The 22,383-nt window shown below is 47.0% G+C and carries 24 protein-coding genes and 1 pseudogene; 3 read left to right on the top strand and 22 right to left on the bottom strand.

Going from position 1 to position 22,383, the window contains the following annotated elements:
- Positions 1–111 precede the first annotated feature (111 nt).
- From PXC00_RS05845 to PXC00_RS05815, 7 genes are all read right to left on the bottom strand, one after another.
- On the bottom strand, positions 112–933 hold the full coding sequence (locus PXC00_RS05845) for an ABC transporter permease subunit (RefSeq protein ID WP_275845787.1): 822 nt from the start codon (positions 931–933) through the stop codon (positions 112–114).
- Positions 930–1,838 (bottom strand): ABC transporter ATP-binding protein, encoded by a 909-nt coding sequence (locus PXC00_RS05840; protein WP_275845786.1) that lies wholly within the window; start codon positions 1,836–1,838, stop codon positions 930–932. The genes PXC00_RS05845 and PXC00_RS05840 overlap by 4 nt, the downstream gene beginning before the upstream one ends.
- Before the next feature lie 145 nt (positions 1,839–1,983).
- The gene (clpB, locus tag PXC00_RS05835) at positions 1,984–4,596 is read right to left on the bottom strand and encodes an ATP-dependent chaperone ClpB (RefSeq protein ID WP_275845785.1); all 2,613 of its coding nucleotides are present in this window, start codon (positions 4,594–4,596) and stop codon (positions 1,984–1,986) included.
- 370 nt (positions 4,597–4,966) lie between these two features.
- Positions 4,967–5,104: a hypothetical protein gene (locus PXC00_RS05830; RefSeq protein WP_275845783.1), complete on the bottom strand. Its 138-nt coding sequence runs from the start codon at positions 5,102–5,104 to the stop codon at positions 4,967–4,969.
- Between the two features lie 25 nt (positions 5,105–5,129).
- The gene (locus PXC00_RS05825) at positions 5,130–5,957 is read right to left on the bottom strand and encodes a hypothetical protein (protein ID WP_275845782.1); all 828 of its coding nucleotides are present in this window, start codon (positions 5,955–5,957) and stop codon (positions 5,130–5,132) included.
- Positions 5,951–6,649, bottom strand: coding sequence for an ABC transporter ATP-binding protein (locus PXC00_RS05820; RefSeq protein ID WP_275845781.1), 699 nt, complete (start codon positions 6,647–6,649; stop codon positions 5,951–5,953). Before PXC00_RS05820 ends, PXC00_RS05825 begins: the two co-directional genes overlap by 7 nt.
- On the bottom strand, positions 6,649–7,029 hold the full coding sequence (locus tag PXC00_RS05815) for a GntR family transcriptional regulator (RefSeq protein ID WP_275845780.1): 381 nt from the start codon (positions 7,027–7,029) through the stop codon (positions 6,649–6,651). Before PXC00_RS05815 ends, PXC00_RS05820 begins: the two co-directional genes overlap by 1 nt.
- A 218-nt stretch (positions 7,030–7,247) precedes the next feature.
- Here PXC00_RS05815 and PXC00_RS05810 point away from each other — a divergent pair, with 218 nt between their 5' ends.
- Complete coding sequence (locus PXC00_RS05810; protein WP_275845779.1) at positions 7,248–8,582, top strand: esterase/lipase family protein; 1,335 nt, start codon at positions 7,248–7,250, stop codon at positions 8,580–8,582.
- A gap of 67 nt (positions 8,583–8,649) precedes the next feature.
- Here the strand turns inward: PXC00_RS05810 and PXC00_RS05805 are convergent, their stop codons facing one another.
- Positions 8,650–9,249, bottom strand: coding sequence for an HD domain-containing protein (locus PXC00_RS05805; protein WP_275845778.1), 600 nt, complete (start codon positions 9,247–9,249; stop codon positions 8,650–8,652).
- Between the two features lie 211 nt (positions 9,250–9,460).
- On the opposite strand from PXC00_RS05805, the gene PXC00_RS05800 reads away from it, so the two are divergent.
- A complete protein-coding gene (locus PXC00_RS05800; RefSeq protein WP_275845777.1) occupies positions 9,461–9,610 on the top strand; it encodes a hypothetical protein in 150 nt (49 codons plus the stop codon).
- Between the two features lie 75 nt (positions 9,611–9,685).
- Here PXC00_RS05800 and PXC00_RS05795 read toward each other — a convergent pair whose 3' ends face one another.
- Positions 9,686–10,234: a hypothetical protein gene (locus PXC00_RS05795; protein ID WP_275845853.1), complete on the bottom strand. Its 549-nt coding sequence runs from the start codon at positions 10,232–10,234 to the stop codon at positions 9,686–9,688.
- A gap of 25 nt (positions 10,235–10,259) precedes the next feature.
- Here PXC00_RS05795 and PXC00_RS05790 point away from each other — a divergent pair.
- A pseudogene (locus tag PXC00_RS05790) lies at positions 10,260–10,625 on the top strand (CAP domain-containing protein); the annotation flags it as partial.
- 70 nt (positions 10,626–10,695) lie between these two features.
- On the opposite strand, the gene PXC00_RS05785 reads toward PXC00_RS05790, so the two are convergent.
- The 13 genes from PXC00_RS05785 to PXC00_RS05725 form a co-directional block, all read right to left on the bottom strand.
- Positions 10,696–12,744, bottom strand: coding sequence for an ABC transporter permease (locus PXC00_RS05785; protein ID WP_275845776.1), 2,049 nt, complete (start codon positions 12,742–12,744; stop codon positions 10,696–10,698).
- Positions 12,745–13,280: 536 nt separating this feature from the next.
- Positions 13,281–13,952 (bottom strand): ABC transporter ATP-binding protein, encoded by a 672-nt coding sequence (locus PXC00_RS05780; RefSeq protein ID WP_316935151.1) that lies wholly within the window; start codon positions 13,950–13,952, stop codon positions 13,281–13,283.
- Between the two features lie 142 nt (positions 13,953–14,094).
- On the bottom strand, positions 14,095–14,499 hold the full coding sequence (locus tag PXC00_RS05775; RefSeq protein WP_275845775.1) for a hypothetical protein: 405 nt from the start codon (positions 14,497–14,499) through the stop codon (positions 14,095–14,097).
- Positions 14,500–14,868: 369 nt separating this feature from the next.
- Positions 14,869–15,543, bottom strand: a complete 675-nt coding sequence (locus PXC00_RS05770; RefSeq protein ID WP_275845774.1) for a hypothetical protein — start codon at positions 15,541–15,543, stop codon at positions 14,869–14,871.
- The gene (locus PXC00_RS05765) at positions 15,540–16,187 is read right to left on the bottom strand and encodes an ABC transporter ATP-binding protein (RefSeq protein WP_275845773.1); all 648 of its coding nucleotides are present in this window, start codon (positions 16,185–16,187) and stop codon (positions 15,540–15,542) included. Before PXC00_RS05765 ends, PXC00_RS05770 begins: the two co-directional genes overlap by 4 nt.
- Positions 16,188–16,910 carry a hypothetical protein gene (locus tag PXC00_RS05760; RefSeq protein WP_316935149.1) on the bottom strand — a complete coding sequence of 241 codons (723 nt, stop codon included), beginning with the start codon at positions 16,908–16,910 and terminating at the stop codon, positions 16,188–16,190.
- 83 nt (positions 16,911–16,993) lie between these two features.
- On the bottom strand, positions 16,994–17,866 hold the full coding sequence (locus PXC00_RS05755; protein ID WP_275845771.1) for a hypothetical protein: 873 nt from the start codon (positions 17,864–17,866) through the stop codon (positions 16,994–16,996).
- An 80-nt stretch (positions 17,867–17,946) separates the two neighbouring features.
- Entirely contained in the window at positions 17,947–18,363 is a 417-nt protein-coding gene (locus tag PXC00_RS05750) for a hypothetical protein (protein WP_275845770.1), read from the bottom strand.
- A 269-nt stretch (positions 18,364–18,632) separates the two neighbouring features.
- Positions 18,633–19,262 (bottom strand): DUF5028 domain-containing protein, encoded by a 630-nt coding sequence (locus PXC00_RS05745; protein WP_275847073.1) that lies wholly within the window; start codon positions 19,260–19,262, stop codon positions 18,633–18,635.
- Entirely contained in the window at positions 19,259–19,927 is a 669-nt protein-coding gene (locus PXC00_RS05740) for an ATP-binding cassette domain-containing protein (protein ID WP_275847071.1), read from the bottom strand. Before PXC00_RS05740 ends, PXC00_RS05745 begins: the two co-directional genes overlap by 4 nt.
- A 13-nt stretch (positions 19,928–19,940) precedes the next feature.
- Positions 19,941–20,798: a hypothetical protein gene (locus PXC00_RS05735; protein ID WP_275847069.1), complete on the bottom strand. Its 858-nt coding sequence runs from the start codon at positions 20,796–20,798 to the stop codon at positions 19,941–19,943.
- Entirely contained in the window at positions 20,785–21,651 is an 867-nt protein-coding gene (locus tag PXC00_RS05730; RefSeq protein ID WP_275847067.1) for a hypothetical protein, read from the bottom strand. Before PXC00_RS05730 ends, PXC00_RS05735 begins: the two co-directional genes overlap by 14 nt.
- On the bottom strand, positions 21,648–22,379 hold the full coding sequence (locus PXC00_RS05725) for a DUF5027 family lipoprotein (protein ID WP_275847065.1): 732 nt from the start codon (positions 22,377–22,379) through the stop codon (positions 21,648–21,650). The genes PXC00_RS05730 and PXC00_RS05725 overlap by 4 nt, the downstream gene beginning before the upstream one ends.
- Positions 22,380–22,383 lie beyond the last annotated feature (4 nt).

Raw genomic sequence — 22,383 nt, 5'->3', positions numbered from 1 at the left:
AAAAGACCTCCTCTTTTCCTTATACCAAATCATTCTATCTTATTATAGAACAAAACGGCATGGGAATCAACCTGAGTGACAGCGCAGGTATGCGAAAACGGTTCATTTTTGTCAGCGCAGCAATTTTTCCGGTGTAAAATGCGCGGAGGTGATTTTCCAGATAACACAGTCCACCGCACCAATCAGCAGACCAAGCAGCAGGTAATGCAGCACAGTTAGGCGGAATGTTCCCGTAAACTGCCCTACATACAAAAGAATCAGTGGCAGCAGGACATAGCCACAAATCTGTACCGATTCCATAAAGCTGTGGCTGCGCCCCGACACCAGCACCATAAACAGCACCCCAAACAAAATCAGTGCCGGCGAAAGCAAAAACACCATGGGCAGCCAGATGGGATCTGCCAAAAAAGCCGTTACCCCCAGCAGAATATCGCCAATGGACATGACGATGGCATACAAAACAAAGGAAAGCAGGGACACCAAAGCGGAAAGGCCCACACATCCCAGCACTTTCGAGTTAAAAATCTCTCTGGTAGTCAGCGGTGTCAGAAAAAGCGTTTCAATCGTTCCGCGCTCTTTTTCCCCGACAAAACTGCTGGCTGCTGTGACGCACGCGGTCATCAGCGGCACAATCAGGTACAGCATGGGCGCAAGGCAATCCGAATAAATGTAAAACAGGGACTGCCGGTCATTCATATAACTCTGCTTTTCCGAAAGCAGAGTGCGCATTTGCTCCATGCCGGACACACTGGAAGCCGGCAGCAGGTTGGCAAGCACCATAAACAAAATGGGAAGCAGCACCACAAACACAAGCGGTACAACGACCAGCATGGAACGCACCACAGGATTGTACCACATTTCCCGAAAATCTTTCTTAATCAAGACCATCTGGCGCCCATTCAGCAGGCGGCGCAGGAATTTCGGCAGTTTCACAATGATCTCTCCTTTCCCAACAGTGCCATGTATGCATCCGCCAGCGTAGGCCTGCACAGTCTGGCTTCATAGATATCGTGCCCCTCTGCCACGGCGCGCCGCAGCAATTCCGGCATCTCCTCCTCCTGCTCAATTTCCTTTTCCCAAAAATCGTCGGCACCCTGCGTAAAGCCGCCCAAGGCATCCTGCGGCGGCAGACGGAACCCGGCGCGGATTCGGCAGCCCGCTTTGCGGCACAGTACCTCCAGCGTACCGCCGGCAATCAGACTGCCCTTGCTCAAAATTCCGTATTCGGTGCAAAGTTGCTGGGCATACAGAAAGTGGTGCGTGCAGAGGAAAACCGTGACGCCCTCTTTTTTGACCAAACCGGAAATCACGCCGACCATGGCCTCTGCACCCTCTGTGTCCAACCCCACCGTCGGTTCGTCCAGCAGCAACACCCTGGGGTGCGTCATAAGCGCCCTTGCCAAAGAAAGGCGCTGCAGCATGCCAGTGGGAAATTCGCTGACCGGCAGATCCCGCGCCTGCCAGATGCCAAGCTCTTTCATCAGTTCCGCTGTGCGGGTCTGCGCGTCCGTATTTTTCATGCCCGCCGCTTCGCCGAAAAACGCCAGATTTTCCTGCCCGGTCATACAGGCATACATCCGGGCTGACGGCGTGACCACACCGCACACCTTGTGCAGGCGCGCTGACTTTTTCATAGGGTTAACCCCTAAAATTTCGCTGTAACCGCTTGTCGGTGTCAGCAGCCCTGCCAGTAGTTTGACCGCTGTGGTCTTTCCTGCACCGTTCCCACCAAGCAGCGCAAACGCCGCCCCCTCGGGAACGGTTATGCTCAGTGTATCCAGTGCATTTGCCCTGCCGTCAAACGACTTAGTCAGTCTTTCCGTAAATATTGCATCCATCCGCCTTCTCCTGGCCTCCAGTTCCGCATTCTGTGCGATAATCAGTGTCTTATTAAAAGCATACCTGATTTTCAGATTTTGTCAATAAAGATTCTGTAAAGAAAAAGACGGGAAGCAAGCCGATTCTGCTTCCCGTCTTCTGCTGTTACACTTCCGCGTTATAAACTGTGCCTGCTGTCAACTGCTTGCCGTCATAATCAATGCGAATGGTTGAGCGCGGCGCAAGGTCGCCCGCAATCATTTTTTTTGCAATCAGAGTTTCCACTTTCGACTGCAGAAAACGTTTCAGCGGACGCGCGCCGTACACCGGGTCGTAACCCTGCTCCACCACATAGGCACGGGCGGCATCGGTCAGCCCCACATCCAGCTCGCGGTCTGCCAGCCTGCGGCGCAAAGACGCAATCTGCAGGTCGACAATTTGGTTAATCTCAGCTTTCCCAAGCGGCTTATAGAATACAATTTCATCCAAACGGTTCAGAAACTCCGGACGGAACTGCACACGCAGCTGCGCCTGCACCTGCTTGCGGGCTTCCTCGCTGATGGTACCATCCGGCTGAATCCCCTCCAGAATCTGCTGCGAACCTAAGTTGGAGGTCAAAATCAGAATCGTGTTTTTAAAATCCACCGTGCGCCCCTGACTGTCGGTAATGCGGCCGTCATCCAGCACCTGCAGCAGAATATTAAACACATCCGGATGCGCCTTTTCGACTTCGTCAAACAGCACCACACTGTAGGGCTTGCGGCGAACCGCTTCGGTCAGCTGGCCGCCCTCTTCGTACCCGACATACCCCGGAGGCGCACCGATTAAGCGCGATACACTGTACTTCTCCATATATTCCGACATATCAATCCGCACCATGCTGCGCTCATCGTCAAACAGCGTCTGCGCAAGCGCTTTTGCCAGTTCGGTTTTACCCACGCCGGTCGGGCCGAGGAACAGGAACGAACCGATGGGACGGTTCGGGTCCTGAATGCCCGCGCGCGAACGCAGAATGGCTTCGCTGACTTTCTGCACCGCTTCGTCCTGCCCAATCACACGCTGATGCAGCGTTTCCGGCAGACGCAGCAGTTTGCCGCGTTCGCCCTCCATCAAGCGGCTGACCGGAATGCCCGTCCAGCGCCCGACAATGCGTGCCACTTCTTCCTCATCCACACGGTCGCGCAGCAGCTGATGGTCGTTTTTCTCCGCCTGCTGCTCCGCTTCCTCCAGCGCTTTCTGCATCTGCGGCAGTTTGCCGTACTTGAGTTCCGCTGCTTTGTTCAGGTCATAATCACGCTGTGCCTGCTCGATTTCCGCGTTGCAGTGTTCTATATCTGAGCGAAGCTTCTGTACGGCCTCAATATCCTGCTTTTCGTTTTCCCACTGCGCCTTCATTTCCTTGAAACGTTCGCGCAGCTCCGCCAGTTCTTTCTGCAAATCCACCAGATGCTGCTGGCTGAGGCGGTCGTCCTCTTTTTTCAGCGCAGCCTCTTCGATTTCCAACTGCATGATTTTACGCGACACATCATCCAGTTCGCTCGGCATAGAGTCAATTTCCGTACGGACAGTGGCGCAAGCCTCATCTACCAGGTCAATCGCTTTGTCCGGCAGAAAGCGGTCGGAAATGTACCGATTGGAAAGCGTTGCGGCGGCAATCAGTGCCTGGTCGGTAATCTTAACACCATGGAACACCTCATACCGTTCTTTTAAGCCGCGCAGGATAGACACCGTGTCTTCCACGCTCGGCTCATCCACCATCACCGGCTGAAAGCGGCGTTCCAAGGCGGCATCCTTTTCGATGTACTGGTGATATTCATTAAGGGTGGTTGCGCCGATGCAGTGCAGCTCGCCACGCGCCAGCATGGGCTTGAGCAGATTGCCGGCGTCCATGCTGCCCTCTGTTTTTCCCGCGCCGACAATAGTGTGCAACTCATCGATAAACAAAATGACGCGGCCTTCTGACTTTTTCACTTCGTTGAGCACTGCCTTAAAACGTTCCTCAAACTCGCCGCGGTACTTTGCGCCAGCCACCAATGCGCCCATGTCAAGCGAATACAACTTGTGGTCTTTGAGGTTGTTCGGCACATCGCCTCGCACGATTCGCTGCGCAAGCCCTTCCGCAATGGCGGTTTTGCCGACACCCGGTTCGCCAATGAGCACCGGGTTATTTTTGGTTTTCCGGGACAAAATCCGAATGGTGTCGCGGATTTCAGAGTCGCGGCCGATGACCGGGTCAAGCTTTTGTTCACGTGCCGCCTGCACCAGATCGGTCGCATACTTGGAAAGCGCGTCGTAGGTTTCTTCCGGGCTGTCGCTGGTCACACGCGTGTTGCCGCGCACACTGGAAAGCACCCCCAGAAACCGACTCTCGGTAATGCCGAAGTCACGGAACAGCTTTTTCAGTGTATCGTCTGCCTTGCGCAGCAAGCCGATAAACAGATGTTCTACGGAAACATACTCATCACTCATCCGCTTGGCGGCAGACTCCGCTTCGGTCAGTGCGGTGTCCACATCATGGGAAATGTAAATCTGTCCCGGCTCGCGGCCCGGCCCGGAAACGCCGGGAATTTTTTCAATCGCACCGTCCACCGCGTTCAGAAACGCCTGTGCGTCCACGTTTAACTTTTTCAGCAGCTGCGGAATCAGGCCGTTTTCCTGTGTCAGCAGTGCGCTGAGCAGGTGCGCCTGCTCAATCTGCATATTGTCATGCGAAAGCGCCAGACTCTGCGCGCGCTGCACGGCATCCAATGATTTTTGTGTGAAATTTTGTGCATTCATGGTATCTCACTCCTTCAAAAGAAGCAGCTTCAAAAGCGCTAAACGGCGCCGGAACAGCTTCGCTGCGGAAGCTTTCCTTTGGTGTACAGGAGTTAGTATATCCAGAGTTTGTGAACACATCATGTCCAAAAAATGTACAGATATAGAACTTTAGCACTCTTTTAAAAAGAGTGCTAAAGTTAGTGTACTGGCGTTCTTGAAACACCCTTATGCAATTTTTAAATCCAGATCTCCGGCATTGATTTGCGCACGAATCTCCTGCGAAAAGCCACCGCTTACCCTTGCAAAAACCCGCTTGGACAGCGGTTTATCCGTACCCTGCGTTGCAAAATCGGTCTTCCGTGTACCTGCATTGGCCACGCCCCGAAAATCAAATTTGCTGTCTGGCGCCATGGAGCAGGGACAGCTGCCCCAGCTTCGCTTTCAGCAGAAGAACCGTACCAAAAAGGAAACACAGAGGCAACCCGACTGCATAGTACCAGAGCGTATCAAAAAACACGGTTTTCATGTGTACGGCCTCCCTTTCCCACTGTTTACTCCAAATTCAGGTGGTTTTTCATGATGGACTGCGTAACGGCAAAGTACAGCACACTGAACAGTATCATATAAGCAGAAACGCACGCCATAACAATGTCAGCCACGAATGCGCTGCCGTCCTGTTGCACGTTCAAGGCATGGAAAAACTGCGTCATTCCGCTGCTCTCCGGCAGAGCAGAAATCTGAGAAATTACCCAGATAAGCAGAACCACATGCACTACGCCAAACGCGATGATCATTCCCACGCTGATCGCGCGGTGATGCTTAGGCAGCAGACTGCCGATGCTCAGGGACGCGCAAATCCACAGTTCCAGAAAAACAACGCCGACAACCACCGTGGCAATTCCCATCAAAGTTGTACCAATATATGCCGAATGCTCCCCCAACCAAGAAAAATCCAGCCGATACCAATTCGGCGCAAGATGCCCGACCTCGCCGCCGAGAATCAGCAGGCTCAGCAGGGAAACCAACGTGGTCACAATACCCCACACCGCACTGATGATGACTTTGCTCCAAATCAGCTTTGCCGGCGTAACAGGCAGTGTGTGCATCAAGTAGCCCTCATCCTTAAAAAGGTTGTCGTAATAAAAACGCATACAGATTAAAACGGTAAAAAGGTTAACGCCAAACAGAGCTAGACAATACAGCACGACAAAAATCCCCTGTGCCACACGCAGCGGGTCAAAATTTCCGCCATTCGCCAGCCGGTTGCACGCTGCGTCAAAAATTGCAGCCAAAACTGCCAGCGCCAAAACAATAATATACAGAACGCCAAAACCGCGGGAAGTGGCTTTCAGGTCATACTTAATCAGTTTCTTCAGCATTTGAATACCTCCCGGAAGTAAGCGTCCACGCTGGCGCCCTCATGCTCCCGAATCTCATCTACGGAAGCGTGCAGCACCAGACTGCCGTTGCTAATAAAAATGACTTCATCCAAGACAGACTCGACATCTGCAATCAAGTGCGTACTAATCAGCACGGTGGCATTTTCATTGTAGTTGTTGATAATCGTGTGCAGGATGTAATCCCGCGCGGCAGGGTCCACACCGCCGATTGGCTCATCCAGCAGGTAAAGCTGTGCGCTGCGGCTCATGACTAAAATCAGCTGCACCTTTTCTTTGGTACCCTTGCTCATGGTGCGCAGGCGATCTGCCGTATTTACATGCAGGCGCTGCAACATATCCAGCGCTTTTGCCTTATCAAAATCATCATAAAAATCACTGAACATATCCAGCAGATCCTTCACGCACATCCAGTTGCTGAGATAGGTTCGCTCCGGCAGATAAGAAACAATTTTTTTAGTTTCCGGTCCCGGAAGCATATCGTTGATAGTCAGCACACCGGAACTAGGTGTGAGCAGGCCGTTGCACAGCTTAATCAAAGTGGTTTTGCCGCTGCCGTTTGGCCCCAGCAGGCCCACAATACGCCCACGCTCGACAGTCAAGTCTACGCCGCGCAGCGCTTCTTTTCCAGCGTAATTTTTGCAAAGACCGCTGCACTGTAAAATCGGTTCCATCAAATCTCCCCCTCTTCCTGGTCGTATTCAGCCGTCTGCACCAAATGGACACTTTCTTCTTTTGAGAAGCCCAAGCGGGCCATTTGTGTCAGAAAATCGCTGATCACATTTTGCGCCAAGCTCGCCTTCAGTTCCATAATCTTCTGCTCCTCCTGTGTAACAAATCTGCCGCTGGTACGCTGCGGAAAAATCAGCCCCTCCGTTTCAAGCTGCGCCAGAGCGCGCTGCATGGTGTTGGGATTCACAGCCGCCTCTGCTGCCAGATCCCGCACACTGGGCAGCTTGCTGCCCGCCGGATAAAGCCCCGACACAATGCGCAGTTTGACCTGCTCGACCAACTGTGCGTAAATGGGACGGTCTGACGATAGACTCCATGCCATTGCGCCGCCTCCTTTATTTCGTTGTATTGTTGTACTAATATCTTAATACAATAATACATAGTTTCTTTCCCTTTGTCAAGGGCTCCGCACAAAAAGTTTTTCGATTTTTTTGAAAATCATGCGAAAACTTTACACATCCTCAAAATTGTATATTTACTATATCAAGCCAATATTTATAATAAAATATAAGACAAGCATTTGCAAAGGAGGATAATATAATGATGAACATTTACAGATTGAAAAAGCCTATTTGCCTGCTGCTGGCTTTTACGCTCAGCGCAAGCCTCACGCTTGCGGCGCCTGCCAGCGCCGCATCCCCACAGGCGACAGCCGCCGCAAGCGAAGAAATCGCATCCGGCAATACCTACCCCATTGTACTGGTGCACGGGCTGTTCGGCTGGGGAAACGACGAGATTGCGCGCTCCAACTATTGGGGCGGTCAGAACAGCCTGCGGCAGCTGTTGGAGGAAAAGGGATACACGGTTTACACGCCCTCGATCGGGCCGGTGGCGAGCAACTGGGATCGCGCCTGCGAACTGTATGCCTACCTCGTCGGCGGAACGGTCGATTACGGCGCAGCACACGCACAGAAGTACGGACACGCAAGGTATGGCAGAACCTTTGCCGGTGTTCTGCCACAACTGAATGACCTAAAAAGCACCGTAAAAGTGCACTTGGTTGGGCACAGCATGGGCGGTGAAACCATTCGGATGCTGGCACAGCTGTTGGAAAATGGCGACACGGCAGAGCGTTCTTCCGGCGCAGCATCAATCAGTCCGCTTTTCACAGGAAAATGCCGCCATTGGATTGCAAGCATTACAACCATTGCCACCCCACACGACGGCAGCCAATACGACGATACCCAGTACAAGCTGGAGCCGCTGCTGCACCGCTACGTTGCCGCACTGGCCGCACTGACCGGCACCAATCTCAATGACACAAACCTGGGCTTGGACTTTAAGCTTGACCAATGGGGGCTGGAACGTCAGCCGGGAGAATCCTACAAAAGCTACTTGAAACGCGTGACTGAAAGCGGCTTGTGGAACAAAACCAAAGATCTGAGCGTTTATGACCTGGATACCGACGGAGCCGCTGTGCTGAATGCTTATGCCAAAGCACAGAAAGATATTTATTACTTCTCCATCGCCTGCTCCGACACATATGCTTCCACATTGGCGCCGCATAATTATCTGCCCTATGCAAACATGACGCCGCTGCTGCTGAGAAGTTCCCTGTATATGGGGCAGCACGTTAACTACGCATACGGTCATATAACCATTGACAGTTCCTGGTGGGAAAACGACGGCATTGTCAGCGTCCGCTCTGCAATTCGTCCGCACAGCGGTTCTTCTGACCTTTACAACGAATCTTACGGCACCGCGCAGGATGGTACATACGTTTTTAAGACCGGCACGGCAAAGGGAACATGGAACTTTATAGAAAAAATTACACATACAGATCATCTTAATATCGTGGCACAGTCGGAAAACAAAACCTACTTGCAGGGGAAATTCTATCAGCTTGCTAAAATGCTCAAAAGTATCCCCGCCTAAAACACAATGCGGCTCCGGCACGCTTGTTCATAAGCTGCCGGAGCCGCATTTTTTTACTCTCGTTTTTCTACTTTGCTGGATGGTGTCCGTTCGGCACAGCCGATGTTCCGTTTTCATGCAGATAGGTACTCTCGAAATCTGCCAAATGCAGCTTCACCGCAAGCGGATATTTTTGATATGCCTGCGAAATTGCCGTGCAGCCACCGCGCGCGGCATCGTCAAAACCGCCCATATGCCAGCGGATAGCCATCGCCTCACTGGTTTTCAAGCGTAGGAAGCGTTCAATCAGGAAGACGGATTTTTCACCGTGCCCATAAGGAAACTGGTCGTCAATTGAGTAGTACGGGCGCTGCTCCCACTTTCCGGTTTCCTCATTTTTTACGTTGCGGACGCTCTGCTTATAAAAATTCGCTTTGCAGACATCGTGCAGAAGCCCACAGATTGCGAAGCTTTCTTCGCTGTCGGTTTCTGGCTCAAACCAACGCAGCATCGTCTGGTATACGCTGATGCTGTGCTGCACCAAGCCGCTTTCACACGCGCAGTGATACCGGGTGCTCGCCGGTGCTGTAAAGAAATCCGTGTGCTGCAGCCACTCCAAAAGCTCCCTTGCACCGGCTCTGTGAATCTTCTGATTAAAAATTTCGATAAATTCATCCTGATATGCCATTCTGCTTTTGCTCCTTCCCTACTATGCCGTTTATTATAGCATATCTTGCCCTGCGAAGGTAGCGGATTCTGCTTGCTACCATGCACGGTTGTTTGAAAAACCGCACGGAGCCTATATGTTTCGCATATAATATCCCGGAATCAGACATAAAACTTGGCTCGTAAAGCGAATTCCCATTTGCTTTCCTGCGCTTAGGAGAATCAACATGAATGTGTATCCTTATAACAATGGAACAAACGACCCACCGCTAAATGCAGTCGATATCGCACTGCTGGTTGGCACAACGACCGACGTTCCGTATGACGACCTTACTGAACTTGCCAACAGCAACAGCGTCGCCACAATCGACGATCAGCGATAGGTTTCCGTTCCGCCAAAAAACTTCTTTATCACCGGTTAGTCCGCTGTGCAGACTGCCGGAAATAAAGAGGTTTTTTTATTTGCTGACACTTGTACTTGCCTGCACAAAGCAGCCTTCCAGAATTTGTGCGTTGCTTGCTTTCCCTTCCAGTGGTAACATGATTGCAAAGAAGATTACATATTTGTAACCTGCTAAAAATTTTGAAAAGGAGACAACGACCATGCATTTTAAACTGTTCGCGATTCTCGCATCCTTGCTCGCCAGCCTAATTGCCGGCGGCACCGCCCTTTCGCAGTCTGCAGAACAACCAGCTGCGTCAGTTGCCAGTTCTGCCGCAGCCCAAACAAGCACCTCCTCCTGCACGGAGGTCCTGCCAGCTTCCAAATCCGCTTCTTCGAAAGCAGCAAGTACGTCTTCTGCGTCTGCTGCTTCCAACTCTGCCAGCTCTAAAGAATCGGTTTCTTCTAACTGCCCGCTGACCTCAAAACCCGCCAAGCCCAGCAGCACACCAAGCAGCAACTCCCGCCCGTCGTCAGCAGCAGCCAGTGCTTCCTCTTCTGCAAGCAGTGTCTCCCATACAGATTCCTCCTCTGCTTCCAGCGCAGCATCCTCCCAGACTTCCACAACAGGTTACGCTGCCTTTCAAGAGGAAGTGGTCGAGTTAGTTAACCAGCAGCGGGCATCCTACGGGCTTAGCGCCCTGTCTGTCAACACACAGCTGACAAACACCGCCACACTGAAATCGGAAGATATGGCAAAGCTGAATTACTTTGACCACACCTCCCCGACCTACGGCACACCGTTTGAAATGATGAAGCAGTTCGGAATTTCGTATCGCACAGCGGGCGAAAATATCGCAATGGGACAATCCTCTCCGGAACAGGTCATGAATGGCTGGATGAATTCTGAAGGCCACCGCAAAAATATTTTGAACGCCTCCTTTACGCAAATTGGCGTCGGCGTTGCAAAAAATGCGAATGGACAGTTCATTTGGACACAGCAGTTCATTGGATAACTCTCTTACACAGAAAAAGACAGCAGTGTGTCACTTCACATGACACTTCTGCCGTCTTTTCTTTTGCGTTTTAATATTGTTCCGATAAAGAAGCTAAAATGCTGCTCTTTAACATTTTACGCACTGTTGCGGTGCTGGAAACAACCGTTATGCACAAAATCGCAACGATGCACAGCAGTGTAAGCGGCAGTACGGCACTCAGCCAAATATTCAGCAAAGGGACATACCAGTAATGCTGTATGAGCAGTACGCAGAAAACCGTTGCTGCACAAAAACCGAATATGCACCCGACGCCAATACTCTTTATGCTGTCTTTGACCAGATTTCTTTGAAGCCGACCGGGCTCCATGCCTGCTGCACACAGCAGCGCGTAACTGTGCAGGTTGGATTTCAGTTTGATTCGGTTCAGCGCCGTAACTGCGGCCAGCGTCGCTGCAACCAGCACAAGCGTCAGCGCATACACCGGCCACTTTTCCTGCTGCGCTTTTTGCTGCCATGCAGCGATGCTCTCCTCTCTGTCAATTATCCCCATTCCTTTTGAGGAAGTTGTGACTCTGTGAATCAGATCGCTTGCCCTTGCACTGGACGCAGCGTCATTTGGATGCGCACGGTTCGCCCATACACTATAATACCCTAGCTGTGGATCTGCAGCCATCACAGCCTCAGCCGATATTGCAATGGAAGGATTCCCCTGTTGCGTTCCGTAGGGAAATGCGACTGGACTGCCAAATAATTTTTGCGGCAGCGTAAAGTTCCCCTGCACAGTAACCCGAAAATCTTTATTTCTCCCTTTTCCATGGATGCTTTGTTCGGTTATGCCCACCGGTACGATTGCCATTGAGATTGTAAAAGAATCGCCCTTTTGAAAATCTGTTCCCATGGAATAGACTTTCTTGCCCTGTACAAATTCATCCAATTCCGTTTCTGTACAGGTTCGGTGCGCGGCCTGCAGAAGTTTTCTCATAGTCTCACGGTCAACCGCAATGATTTCTGGCTTGGTAATGAGAATATCCTGATCCGTATATCCGAAATCTTGTTTTGCTTGTTTATTTTCTTTCGCACATTGCGCGTCATTCGATGAATTATAATCTTTTTCATAGGTATGCTCTTTCATAAGTTTATCCAAAAGCGGTGTGGAATGTCCCTTCTGAACCCGAATGAATGCAGGTAAAAGATAATTATTAATATACGCACACTTCACATCTAAGTCAGAACTATTTTGCAGCTGCGCAAGTTTTTTTGCAGACATCCCTGCGTCTCTTGGCAGATTGGCTCCCATTAGGCTTGGATATTGTGCGCCCTGCTCTACGGAACTCTGATAATCTATGGTTCCCAACGCATCCACTACACCATAATAATGTGTGGCAGCAGCCGCTTCCCCCGAAAATGCACCAAACTCTAAAATCAGCACACAGCCAAAACAAAGCACCGTCAGCGCCGTCATACGGCCATACCGGGACTTTCGATAAAGTTTCGACCATAACTGTGTAAACGTTTGTGCCGCCTTGGCTTTTTTCTGCTTTTTCTCTTTGCTTTTACTCCTGCCTTTTTGCATACTGCGCGCCTGCAGTAAAAAGATAAGAATACTTACCGTGAGCAGCAACCCTAATGAAATAAGCGGCATCCACCACGAAACTGAAAACAGAAGAGGCGAACCCCATGCTGAGGAAAGAGCCAGTACAACTGCTAAAATGCCGAAAGAAAGGGGGATACTGAAAATCCACGCAATGCCCGTCAACAGCATTGCCTGCATCAAAAACTGGGTACGCAGTTCCTTGCGTGTCAAGCCAATTTTCTGCAGCGTTCGTGTGAATTTTTCGCGACTCTGCAGAGTCACGTGTGCCAACACCCAAGTGCCAAACACGGTTAAGACCAAAAAGAAACCACCAATAAACATGGTAACATTTGCGGTAGAGCGGTCAAGCTGTTCTGTGTAGTATTCTACGTTGTGAAGCTCCATATTGTATATAAAAGTGCTACCATATTCCGGTCGTTCCACCTCCGTTTGATAAAGGAGATGCGTAGCGATCGTTTTCTCCGGAACTGCACCGATCAAAACAGACGGCAGCTTTGGATCTGTAGAGGATACGTTTTTGAATTGCACCAAAATATCCTGCACAATTTTTTTCCAATGGTCACAGTAATCATATAAAATGCCAGTCAGCGTATAAGTTTCTGATTGGGTCTTGCCATTTGCTTCTGTTTTTAATGTAACCTTATCACCGACCTTGACATTTAAATTCAGACGATAGTACGCATCCTGATCCAATGCAATTTCTTGTGCACTGGTTGGAAAGCTGCCCTCTTTTACACGCACCGCACGCAGCTTTCGTGCATTTTCGTCCATATAGCCTATATACACAGCATCCGTCGCGTCACTGGTTTCCACCTGTGCCTGCACGGAAACGATGCCGTCTCCCTCTGCCGCCAACTTTTTCTGATTCTGCTCCACTTTATTTGCATCGGCAAAAATTGTCTGGCCGCCAAAGGAACCATAGTGGTTATAGGCCGCCTGCTGATTTGTAGCGTGAAAGCACTGCGTTAAAAACAACATGCTCAAAACTGCGGAAGCAAATAACGTGAGAATCAGTATGGCCCCCAGTTGCTGGCGGCGATGATGCTTCATGTACTGCTTCGTCAAAAATCTGTTTCCGCTCATGACAGATCACCGCCCACCTGTCCGTCCTCAATATGTAGGATACGCGGAAAGCGCTGCGCTATTTTTGCATCATGTGTCACCACCAAAAGGGTAATGCTCCATTTCTCCGAAAGCGTAAATAAATAGTCCATGACTTCTTGACTGTTTTTACTGTCTAAATTGCCGGTCGGTTCATCACACAGCAGCACATCTGGATGATGAATCAGCGCCCGTGCGATGGCGACACGCTGCTGCTGTCCCCCAGAAAGTGCATCCGGATAGTGTGTCATGCGATTTTGCAAACCAAGTGCTTCTGTAACCTCTGTAAAGAAAGGCTCTTCCTTCTTCTGCCCATCCAACAAAAGCGGCACCAGAGTGTTTTCTTCGGCGGTCAACTCCGGAATCAAGTTGTATGCCTGAAAAACAAAACCGATGTGCCGCCTGCGAAAGCGCGCGAGGTCGTCCGCTTTCATCTGATACAGATTCTCTTCCCCATAGCGTACCATTCCGCCAGTCGGCGTGTCCAAACCACCCAGCAAGTTTAATAGCGTGCTTTTTCCGGAACCGCTTGCTCCAATGATAGCCGCTTGCTCCCCGGGTTGAAAGGTTAGCGTTGTTGGAAGCAGGGCATGAACCACCGTTTCCCCGTCCCCATAGTCCCGATATATATTTTCCGTAAACAGCTGCACAATTTCTGCCTCCAATCATTTTTTGCGAATAAAATCACGGAGAACCGCAGATTTGCAATTCTCCGTGCAAAACAATGTGAATTGTTTTCATAAACTGACGCACTTGTCTTGACAATTCATCTTATTTTAACGAACGATGCAACTAAAAATTCTGTATTGTCCCAGTTGCGGTAAGCGTTCTGCCACTTGCTTTCACAGTCAAAACCAAGTTGTAATCTCCAGCTTCGCAGCTTGCCCACCAAGGGTACCATCTGCCATTACCAAGATGTGTCTGATCATCCGGCTTCAAAGTGGCATAGGTCCATTCATCTTTATAACAACTGACCGCTGCGGAATCTCTTCCACTATTAGCACCACTAATTGTGTTATCATACTGTATCTGATAGTGTGTTGGACTGTTATTCATATACTTATGAGGACCTGATGTTGTACTAGAAGTCGACATATTGTAATTTTTATACTGTGATGCGAACACAGGAAGGCTTGCAGCGCAAGTTACGAGTCCCGCTGCCATAATGGCAACAACTGTTTTACTGATTTTTTTCATGATAAATTCCCCTTTCAAAATTTTGATTTGATTTCATGTACCGCTTCTTTAAACATTTTATGTAAAACATTCTATGCTTTTTCGGCCGTTGAAAAGTACAGAATATTTACAAACACAAGTTAGAAATAGTTTCTTGTGACTTGATTTATTTCCTATTTCTTAATAATATTATACATCTTTTTTCCACAAAAGTCAACACCAAAACGATAAGTGATGGTAAATTGGCGATAAACGATATGGGTTTTCTCTTTTATTTACATTTAGTCCAATATAATTCCAATTTACAATTGGAATTAATCATCCCACATCCTTATCCACAGACGACGCTCTGTAACCCACGATATCCTTCTATATTCGCATTGATAATTCCTATATTTTTAAAAGCTGCATCACTTTTTCTTTTACCTGATAATAAGCATCCAACGACTTCTGGTCACTTGCAGGGACATCATAACCCTGCAGAGTATCCAGCGTGCGTTTGTCATTTTTACCGAACAATTTCGTTTGTTTATCCTGCGCCATACGGAACGCGCCAAACGCACTCTGGGTGTAAGGATAATATTGATTTTTTTGAAAATCCGTCAACTTTCTTGAAGACTGAAACGGTACTTTTTTTAGAATCAGCAAATAGTCATCTCCCTTTTGCAGAGGGATATAAAAACTGTCTCCCGCATTCAAAGTCTTTACAAAAGAAAAATAATCGACTGCCTCAACAATTCTCAAATCCGTTCCCTTTAAGCTCTGCGAACCCTTGTAAACCTGCGTCACCTTGACGGTCGAAAAAAATGCGTTGGTACTGAAAGTGCGGTCGCCGTCAAACTTTGCCCTTACAATTGCATCTGCATTTTGCACCAGATTTTCAGGAATGTCAGATACTTTTTGAACTTTCAGAGAATCCAGCACCGGCTGTAAGGAAGTGGAACAGGAATAGGCAAACTGTCCACTCTGCGCTGTCGTGTCCGTGTAAGTGGTTCGTACGGCAAAAGCCAAAACGACACATACAAGCAAAAGCGCGGCAGGTATCAGATACCATTTCTTTTTCATGCCTGCAGCGCCTCCTCTTTGAGCACGCCATCGTTCATTTTATAAAACTTCGCGCACAAGCTGGTTAAATCCTCCTGATTATGACTTGCCAAAATGACAGTTGCACCGCGGTCGTTTTCTTCTCGAATGATTTTTCGTACCAGTGCCACACCATCTTCGTCCAGTGCGTTGGTCGGTTCATCCAGCAGCAATAGTTTCGGCTGTTCCATAATCGCCTGCGCGATTCCGAGCCGCTGTTTCATTCCCAATGAATATTTTCGATAGGTTCGCTTATCCGTTGGGTCAAGCCCCACGCGGGCAATCACATCCCGTATTTCCCCATCTGTCAGTTTGCCGCGAATAGAAGCAAGCGCCTTTAAATTTTCAAATCCGGTGTAATGCGGCCAAAACCCCACATTCTCAATGATTAAACCCATGTCATCAGGAAAAGGAGCTTCTTTCCCAATCTCTTTGCCGAAGACTGCGACCGACCCGCTGGTTGGCATAATCAATCCGGAAATTGCGCGCATCAGCATGGACTTACCAGAACCGTTATGCCCATACAGTCCATAGATGCCGCCTGCCTCTAACTGCAGATTGACATTCTTCAGGATTTCACGCTTTTTTATAATTTTTGTATATTCATGCATATCAACTGCTAACATTCAGTTTTCCTCCTTGACAAAATCAATTAAATCCGCTTTTTGCAGGTATAATGCTGTGCCCACATATAGTACAGCAATGTATAAGAACTCTACCGCAATGCTTTTCCAAACCGAAAACCCAGTGGCACCCGCAAAAAATACAGCCTGCGTTTCCGGCAAAACTGCCGCATCCGCGTGCCAAAGCAGCATCTGTCCCGCCGTTGGAAACAACGGAAGCAACCAACCTGTTACATTGGCGTTTTGATACAGCAGAACACCTGCTATAATTGCCAGCGCATAACAGCAAAGTGCAAGGATATAGGACTGTGTAATTCCCATTTTCATAGAAAGCAGATTTTGTGCAAAGGACAGCGTAAACAGTCCAAGCACCTGCAACACAAAAATCTCTATATAAAGCAGCGCCGACCCGCGCAGGGCGAACCCAAACCCCGCGCCAAACGCAAAGGCCGCCACAAACAGCAGGCCCCACGAAATACAAATGTGCAAAAACAGTTCGGCTGTCTTTTGCCGCAGCCATCTCTGCTTACTGCCAATGCGTGTAAACACATACACATACTGTACCTCAAAGTCTTTTTGGAAAAGCGATGCAAAGACATACAAAAACAAAATCCACGGGATGTTATAAAAGAAAACGCTCAGAATCACCGAAGTATCTGTGGTATCTACCCGCACACCGCCAAACACCTGCAAAAAATAGGTATCCATATGCGGATCCAGCGGCATGCTCCCCTGTTGATACAAAAGCAGAAAAAAAGCCAAAATTGCAAGGACACAGTACAAAAAGCAACGCAATACTTTCTTTTGCTTCATTCCAGCACATCCTTTTTTACATGACACTTGAAATATATTAAAATATCGCTAATGAGCAGCAGGACAAGCACATAAACCGGCCAAAGAACATAGGTATCCATAGATGAAAATTGTACAAGGGAAGAAAGCGTGGTTACCTTTCCCGTTAGCTTCGTCATACCAATCACATAGTCCGCCAAAAACCAAAGCAGAATACCAGGCAGCGTGAGCACTAAAAAACGATTTTTATGTATGAATAAAGAGAGAGAATATGTGAGGACTGCAAAAGCGCCGCCAACCATGGCAGGATTCAAGCAGCAAAGCAGGTCAAATAAAACCGGATGATTCATTTGCAGCGACCAAAGGAACTCCGGTACATCCAGCCAATACCCCCAATTATCCATAACCGGAGACAACGCCGCTGCATTTTGCTGTGGTGCCCCTGCACATAGAATCAGCAGAATCATTTGTTCAAACACGTATGGAATCAGAATCACGAGGAACGCACCGGTAAAGGTAACGATTGCCCCAGACACAAAGTACGCTTTTTGCGAGGTTCTTGATAAGACACTTTTCACCGTTCCGGTTTTCAAGCCATCGTAGTAGCTTGCACCATAGCCCAATACCGCCACAAACGGCAGGAGCAAAAAACCTGTCATGCCAAGAAGTGTCATATAACCAGATGTGCTTCCTCTGTCCATAAGACTTTGAACCGCGTTTTGATACCATAGATACCATGCCGGACGCAGCAATGTCTGATCCAGATTGATGAACGTAGATATGGACTGCAGCATAAAGGCAGCTGTTAACCCGCACATCAGCAGTAATGCAAAATAGAACGACTTTCCCCGCAGCATATTATAGAATTGTAGTTTTAATATCTTTTTCACATAAATTTCCTCCTTAAAAAACAAGGAAGTAAAGAGAAAACAGAGTTTCTCTTTACTTCGATGCAAAAATATGAATCTAATTATCCAAAGTTCACACGACCAGTTACATAATTGAACGACACGCTACCTGTAGCAGATTTGCCACGGAGATTTACGGTCGCACCCTGTGATTGTCTAGCAAAATAGCGCAAAGTAGTGGATGTCCCGCCATTGTCCTTAGGAAGGATTGTATTATATCCGATTGGGGAGCCATTACTTCCTGCAACCCAAAAATAAGCTTTACCAAACTGAATACTATCAATCCAAACACTGTATGTACCGGCACCATTCTTCGAAATCTGTCCGCTTGTAATATGCGTTTCAGCACTAAGGGGATTCAAATTTCTACTCCAACCTATTGTGGATGATGCAAATACCGGAGCCGCCATACTCGCCATAAGAGCTACTGCGCCAACTGTTGCTACGATACCAGATAACTTAGACTGCTTTTTGCTCATGATGAATCTCTCCTTTTTTCACATCGTTGTTTTATTTGGGACTGCGTAAATATTATGTAAAACATTCTGCGCTTTTTCGACCGTTGAAAAGTACGGAACGATTACAAGCACCAGTTAAAAATAGGAATTTACTGATTGTTTTGTTTTCCATTTCTTTATATTTTTTATACACCTTTTTCCCGCGAAAGTCAACACCAAAACGATAAGTGATGGTAAATTGGCGATAAACGATATGGGTTTTCTCTTTTATTTACATTAAATCCAATATTTTAAACAAGTTTTATCATTTTTCGAACGGGATATTCAGATATAATAACAGAGGGATTGCGTTGTTTCAGCTTTTCTGGAGAAATCACACTGGAGCAAATACCATAGGGTAGAATAAAGTCACGCGAAGCTCCCTTCTTTACAGAAAAGGTCAAGGAACCTTTCGCAAAAGGGTTCAAGCATGTATACAATTCCTGCTGTATTTGCACGGAAAAGTCTGTTGCAAGAAGGTCCCATCGCATTAAGTTAATTCCTGCTTTCCCTACCAGAGCATTTGTTTTATTTGTAACGTGTATTTTTACTTCATAAATATAATCGACCGCCGGCATTGTGTTTTCCTTTTCGGCTCTTAATGCTTTTGGCATTGCTTTCTCTTTCGTAAGTTTATATTCCTGCAAGAATTCTTCGATAGGCACTAATTTGGCATTGGTCAATATTACATAATAGCCATCCGCTTGCTCGCCATCTATATATTTGTCGAATATATTTTTCCCGATCGACAATTCTTCCCCTTTTACATAATAGGATGTCTTCGGAGCTTTTTCGGCTGTTCCATTGACATAAGCAATCCGCCCGGCACAGGCAAAGAGGGCAAGCATAACCGCCAATACAGCAAATACTCTCTTCTTCATGCCGATACTTCCTTTTCAAACGGAGCTTCAATATGGTCTTGCACATGACCGGCACATAATAAGAAAATCTCGTCAGACATGCTGCGCAATATGGACAGGTCATGGCAAGATATAATTACCAATGCATCCCGCTTTTTTTGCTCCTGTAAAATATTTTTAACAAGTTCGATACCGGTTGTATCCAAGGCATTTGTAGGTTCATCCATAATCACAATATCCGGCAATTCCATATAAGCCGCCGCAATTCCGATACGTTGCTTCATACCCAAAGAATACTTTTTATATTTTTTAGGATCGTCCGGATCCAGACCAACTTCCTGTATAACAGAACGAATATGTTCTTTTGTTACTAACTGCTTGATGGATGCCAACTGGCAAAGGTTTTGCAGCCCTGTATAGTTGTCCAAAAATGCAGGATTTTCTAAAAGCAAACCGAGGCTTTCCGGAAAGGTTATTTCTTTGCCCAAACATTTTCCGTTAATGAATACTTCTCCTTCGGTTGGATAAATCAATCCGGAAATCAAACGCATAAGCATTGTTTTACCGGAACCATTGATCCCCTGCAAGCCGTATATCTTTCCAGAATGCATAGATAAAGAAATATGGTCAATTACTGTATTCTTTTTAATGACTTTCGTCACCGACTTACATTCAATTGTTGTCATCACTGTTTGCTCCTTATTCAACTGGTAAAATATCATATTTCCGAAAACGGAAAACTCCAATGATTACTGAAATGACAATTAGCGCTGCTGCAAACCACAAACCCACTGTACCGTTTACTCCCCCCTCAACAAATGCGGCGTTGCGAACTGGCATTGCATAATTCCCGATGAACGATGGAGAAAATATATAGGCCGACAGAATTAGAATCCCGATGGTAATTGCATAACTAACAATTGGCTTCAGCCATAAAGTCAAAACCATTTGCAGCATACTTAATGCATACATAACCAACGGAGTAATTACAAATAAACAAAGGAGCAAAGGAAACAAGTAGCCGCTGCCGTCTAAAGAAGAACCAATAATGGAAGATAAAAAAGTCGCATGCAAGGACAATGATACTTTGAAACCTTGTAAGATACAAAAAAGTAATGTTTCACCCCAAACCAAGATAAAGAACACTAAGACACAAAAGAAATTCCATACACACTTTGAAAGCCACCAAAGAGTACGTCCTTTCGTACGAATCAATAACTGCTGTCCGGAAGAAGTCAAATCATTGTTTGCATATTCCAATGTCATCCAAAACAAAACAATGTATAGAAGCAGCCATATAAATGGCATTTTGAACGGTTGATCCGGCATCGGAACATATTCGCTCATACCAGCAAAAATATAAAACACAGCATCACCAAACGTAGGTGTTACCGGAGAAATTTTATGGTCAAAAGCTGCCCCTTTATTATAAGCAACAGTCTTTATCAAAAAAGCCAAACAAAATCCAAAATTCATTAAAAGGATGCCGATGCACCATTTCCATTTCTTTAACAGCCCCTGCTGAATATCATATAACACCAGTCTAGTAAATCTCATGCTTTCTCCCCCGTATGTAAGTGCTGATAATCGTAAACGCTGTCAGAATTCCACCTTCCAGTAAAATGACCCACCACGCATTTTGGTATCCTCCAGTTGGTGTTGGATGTAAGAAGACCACAGGAGACAGTGTGACTCCATCTTTATTGAAAGCAAAAAGTAATTCCATCACACCCAATGCACTGCACACAAAAAACGGAACAATTAATGCTGCAACTTTGTTCCGCGTAAAATAGGAAATACACATACCAAAAGCGGCCATCAGACCACAGAAGATAAAAGTCAACAGCAAATATAAAATTACGTATAGCAGAGGATTCGTATAGAATATCTGCGACCAAATCATTGGATATTGAATGCCGATATAAAGGGCATAATCGATTGTTGATGTATAACCGGGAATCACCATTGCAACCAACAATACATTGATTACGATTGGCAGCAATACTGCCAGCCCACCGGAAATGAAAGTAGCTAAATACTTCGCGGCATAGTACCGATTTCGACCACAGCGAATTACCATATTATGTTCATAACAGATATTTCTTTCCTTGTTATAACTCCATGCAAACGGCAGCGTACAAATGAGTGGCATAAACGTATAAAACAAAGAATTGAATAACGAAAAACCGTCCATTCCAATCCATGAGTTATAAAACGTCTCTACCTCCAGCATTGTATTGATAATATACTTGCTTTTCTGTACTGAACCCATCACCGCTGCATGCTGCTCATATGCTTGAATCTGCATGACTGCACTGGCAATGCACAGCAGACTACCAACTAAAATACAAACTAAGAAATTTGTATTTTTTATGGCCTTTTTAAGTTCCAGTTTTAAAACGTTTTTCATCTGACGGCAGAACCTCCCATTTTCAAAGCGATGGCATATCCCTCATCCATATTTTCTTGAATGATTACTGCTAACTTTCCATCTTTTAGATAAGTTTTCGGGATAATCCAGCCTACTTGAAACGACTCAGTTGCTCCCACTTTATCAAGCTGCGGTAAATACCAATACTCCTTTTCCCTGTTTTCGGCAGGTGCCTTACTGTTATAGAGTAAAGCTGGTTTAAATTTTGCTTTGTCCAGATTTTCTAATTCATTGGTTTGAAATAAATATAGTGAAGAAACCATGGGTGAAAAATCAGCTGAGGAGGCATCATCCAGTCGTACTTCTCCATTTACAAGCAGCAGGATGTTCCCACTTTTCAGACTTCCATCCTGCAAAAATGGAACCTCACTTTTGCCGTCAATCCAATTTTCATTTTCGTTTTGTGATAAGTCTTTGACATTTATTCCGGCAGATTTTAAAGTTGCGTATGTTTTCGCAGATAATATTCGGTAACTATAGTTTTTAACACCTGGCGCAACCCAGGTTCCCATATCATGCAATGTATTGTTGCCGATTTTTGAGTTTACCGGCTGCGAGGATTGCACCGCATTTCCAGATACAGTTTGCTGGCTGGCAGAAGACTCCTGTGGAAAATCCTCCATCTTTTTCGACTGGTCTGTACATCCAGTCAACAATGCAACCGTAAGTAGAATCGCCGAGATACCCGATAAATATTTACGATTCATTTAG

Source organism: Caproicibacterium argilliputei (genome assembly GCF_029211325.2).
GTDB lineage: Bacteria > Bacillota > Clostridia > Oscillospirales > Acutalibacteraceae > Caproicibacterium > Caproicibacterium argilliputei.
The sequence above is the reverse complement of the archived record's forward strand: the minus strand, read 5'-3'. Positions and strand labels throughout refer to the sequence as shown.